Source organism: Pseudoalteromonas sp. Isolate6 (genome assembly GCF_022398435.1).
GTDB classification, from domain to species: Bacteria; Pseudomonadota; Gammaproteobacteria; order Enterobacterales; family Alteromonadaceae; genus Pseudoalteromonas; species Pseudoalteromonas galatheae.
The window spans coordinates 1-3,597 of record NZ_JAKEVK010000309.1; the positions used below are offsets into that span (position 1 = coordinate 1).

The following is a 3,597-nucleotide window of genomic DNA, read 5'->3' on the forward strand; positions in this document are numbered from 1 at the left end:
AAGCTAGAAATGTTACCGCTCGACTTGCATGTGTTAGGCCTGCCGCCAGCGTTCAATCTGAGCCATGATCAAACTCTTCAATTAAAAGTTTTTTTGAATCCGAAGATTCGTGCTCAATGAATTCTGATTTTGATACCTTTCGGTATCGAATTGACTGTGCTGAATAAACTATGTTTATTCTGTTGGTCACTCAGCTCAATTGAGACTCTAAATTTTTTTGCGCCATCTAGCGAACTAGAATCTGCTGTTAGAACTCAATCTGTACGAGTGCCCACACAGATGATTGCTTCATATTTTTAAAGAACGTTTCGAAACATTTCGTTGTTTCGAGGGATGTGCATTCTAAGCATTCCCAACTTTTTGTCAACACTTAATTTTTAATTTCTTTAGCAGAAGTTTCGAACCTAAGTTTTACTTGACGCTAACTCGTTGCTGCTTTGCTTTTCAGCGTAGCGCCCCGTGTCAGTGGGGTCGCATTATAGGGAGATCCGATTTTAGTGCAACCCCTTTTTTCATTAAAACTTATAAAAAAGGTTTGTTCGAACAGAAAACACACAAAACCGCTTAAAAACCACATTAATGCAATATTTTCTTCATAAAACTGTCACCAGTTTTCGCGAAGGGATCATAAGTATTGATCAAATTTGGGAGGATGCAAGATACAGTTGAAGAAATTTTCACCTGTATCTTGATATTCAATTATCTATTCTTTTAGTAAAGAAGACTATATAGCTTTCGTCGATATGCAGAAGCAACACTATCGCCATCAGGAAGCGAAGCGATAATATCTAAAAATCCCTTTTTGGCTTCACCGTAGTTCATGTCTTTCTTAAGCACCATGAGTAGGCTTGCCAATGCTTCTTCTTTTTTACCCACATCTAACTGAGCTTGAGCTAACTGACAACGTAAGTCTAATAAATCAGGCTCAGCTTTCACCGCTTGCTCTAGACGCTTTACCTCTGGTGAATCTTGTGCAGCCGCAGCTTGCGCCAATTTAGCGACTAAATTGTGGTAATACGGGTCTCGCTGTTCTTCATTTACAGAATCTAATAACGCTTGAGCTTCATCAAATTTTTGAATTTGCATACAGATATCCGCAAACACCAACTTAACCCGAGTATTACTACTGTCGATGTCGTATGCCTTCTTCGCATAACCAAAGGCATTATTTAGGTCGCCGCTTGCGAGGAATTGCTTCGCTTGATCAAGTAAAATAACTTCAGGTGATGGTAAATGCTCAGACAGAGCTTCTTTAATTTCTTCTTCTGTTTTTGCCCCTGCCAGCATATCTACCGGCGCACCACCTTTTAAAATCACAATCGTTGGCAAAGCTTGTAAACCAATTTGCTGAGCGAGTTGAGATGCCAGAGCTTGTTGGATATCACAGTCGATAACACCTATGGTTATGTGCTCACTATAAGCGGCCGCGATCCCTTCCAATATTTGGTCTTGCTGAACACATTCAGGGTTTTGATTGCTATAAAAGGTTAGTAATAACACTTTCTCTGGATTTGGATCGGTTATTACTTGCTGAATGTTTTCAGGAGTTAGTTGGATTTTATTGCTCATATTCTATTTTCTGTCTGAGTAATTAATATGGTTGATATAGTGACACTATCTGGATTTACAACCAAGCCAAGAAAACAATTATGCAGAGCTTGGCTTTCTCTTTCGAGTAAACTTCCCCTTTCTTGCCCCGCGTTTTTTAAATGCAGGTACAGGAACACCTTTCAGTGCATTCGTATTGATAGACTGAGCGCTGTCAATAAATCCACCTAACTCATCACAAAGCGGTTGCATAAATTGATTATACGACGTTTCCTTATTGGCGATCTTTCCGAGCAATGACTCCCAGAGCGCAGTTCTGTCTGGTAATGAAAGTGACTCAGGTAGGGTTTGAATAAATGCCTTTCCCAGCCCAGTAGAATATATTGTCTTGCCTTCTCTTCTAAGAAACTGCCGCCTAAACAAAAGCTCAATAATTCCGGCCCGCGTCGCCTCAGTGCCAAGCCCGTCAGTGTCTTTCAATACCTTTTTGATAGATTGATCGGAAACAAACCGTGCAATACCTGTCATCGCACCTAATAAGGTGGCTTCAGTATAATGCTTTGGCGGCTGAGTTTGTTTTTCTTTAACTTCACCTTTCTCGCACAAAAGTTGCTCTCCCACCTCTAATTCCGGCAATAGGCTTTCTTTTTCTACCTCTTGGCCTTTAAACAGTACCTTGAATCCTTGATCTGTTATTTGCTTCGCTTGTGCTTTGAATTGGCCACCACTTATCTCCAACTCGACTTTGGTTTCATTGTAGCGATAGGGGTGGAAGAATTGCGCGAGGTACTGTACAGAGATGAGTTGATAGACCTGCAACTCTCTATGCCCAAGCTGAGCACTGCGAAGCTTTTTAGTGGTTGGAATGATAGCGTGATGCGCTTCTACCTTTTTATCATTCCAACATGCTCCTTTTAGGTTCATATCAGCTAACTTAGTAAACTTACTTTCTATTCCCTGATTGTGCTTAGCAGCCGCAATGACTTGCTCTCTTTCAACAAAATGTTCTTGTGGTAGATAACGGTTATCTGATCTAGGGTAAGTAATCAGTTTATGTTTCTCATAGAGTGCCTGACAAATATCCAACACTTGCTGAGCCGATAAACCGTAGCGCTTATTTGCGTCAATCTGCAAAGAAGAGAGGTTATAGGGTAGCGGCGGATTTATCTTTTTTGGTTTCGTTTCAACCTTAGTTATTGTTGCTTGCTTTTGACTGATCCGATCCGCAACATTTTCGGCCAAGGCTTTAACCAAAACCCGCCCATCTTCGTCCATATAAGGCTTACACGCTTCACTTGGTACCCACTTAGCTTCAAAAACTCCCCAATGTGGTTTATTGATGTGTGCAATCACCTCATAAAATGGTTTAGATACAAAGTTCTCTATTTCTAAATCCCTTCTAACAACCAAGCCAAGTACGGGAGTTTGCACTCTACCAACCGACAAAACAGTATTCACTCCCGCTTTTTGCCCTGCCAACGTAAATGCTCTGGTTAAATTCATACCAAAAAGCCAATCCGCTCTAGCTCTTGCAAGCGCAGATACACTTAAAGGAACAAACTCTTGATTAGGCCGTGTCGAAGCCAATGCCTTTTTCACAGCTTGCGGGTTCAAATCACTGATCAACAAGCGTCGGATCGTTGCTCTTTTTCGGTCTGGCAAGTTTACGAATTGAAATACTTCGTCCACGAGCAATTGTCCTTCTCTATCAGGATCTCCAGCATGGTAGATTTCATCAGCTTTTGTGAGTAACTTTTTTAGAGTGCTAAGCTGCTTTTTTGTTTTTGGCTTAGCTTTGAACTGCCACTGAGTAGGCATGATTGGTAAATCTTGAAACTGCCATTTTTTGTATTTGGCATCGTAGTCTTCAGGTTCAGCTTGTTCCAACAGGTGACCTATACACCAAGAAACCACATCGCCATTCGCAACTTCTATATAACCATCTTGTTTTTTATGTGGTTTTGGTAAGACATCGGCGATTGCTCGACCTAAAGAGGGTTTTTCTGCGATATAGAGTTTCATGATTAGCTTAACTGTATATAGATACAG

2 protein-coding genes and 1 rRNA gene are annotated in these 3,597 nt (G+C 40.9%); all 3 read right to left on the reverse strand.

Going from position 1 to position 3,597, the window contains the following annotated elements:
- Window positions 1-84 (reverse strand): 16S ribosomal RNA (locus L1D50_RS22185); the annotation flags it as partial.
- A gap of 627 nt (window positions 85-711) precedes the next feature.
- The gene (locus L1D50_RS22190) at window positions 712-1,569 is read right to left on the reverse strand and encodes a tetratricopeptide repeat protein (protein WP_239966859.1); all 858 of its coding nucleotides are present in this window, start codon (window positions 1,567-1,569) and stop codon (window positions 712-714) included.
- 78 nt (window positions 1,570-1,647) lie between these two features.
- Complete coding sequence (locus tag L1D50_RS22195) at window positions 1,648-3,570, reverse strand: DNA topoisomerase III (protein ID WP_239966860.1); 1,923 nt, start codon at window positions 3,568-3,570, stop codon at window positions 1,648-1,650.
- Window positions 3,571-3,597: the final 27 nt, after the last annotated feature.

Coding starts and splice junctions, on each gene's coding strand:
- L1D50_RS22190 (WP_239966859.1), bottom strand. CDS start 1,569: ATGAGCAATAAAATCCAACTAACTCCTGAAAACATTCAGCAAGTAATA.
- L1D50_RS22195 (WP_239966860.1), bottom strand. CDS start 3,570: ATGAAACTCTATATCGCAGAAAAACCCTCTTTAGGTCGAGCAATCGCC.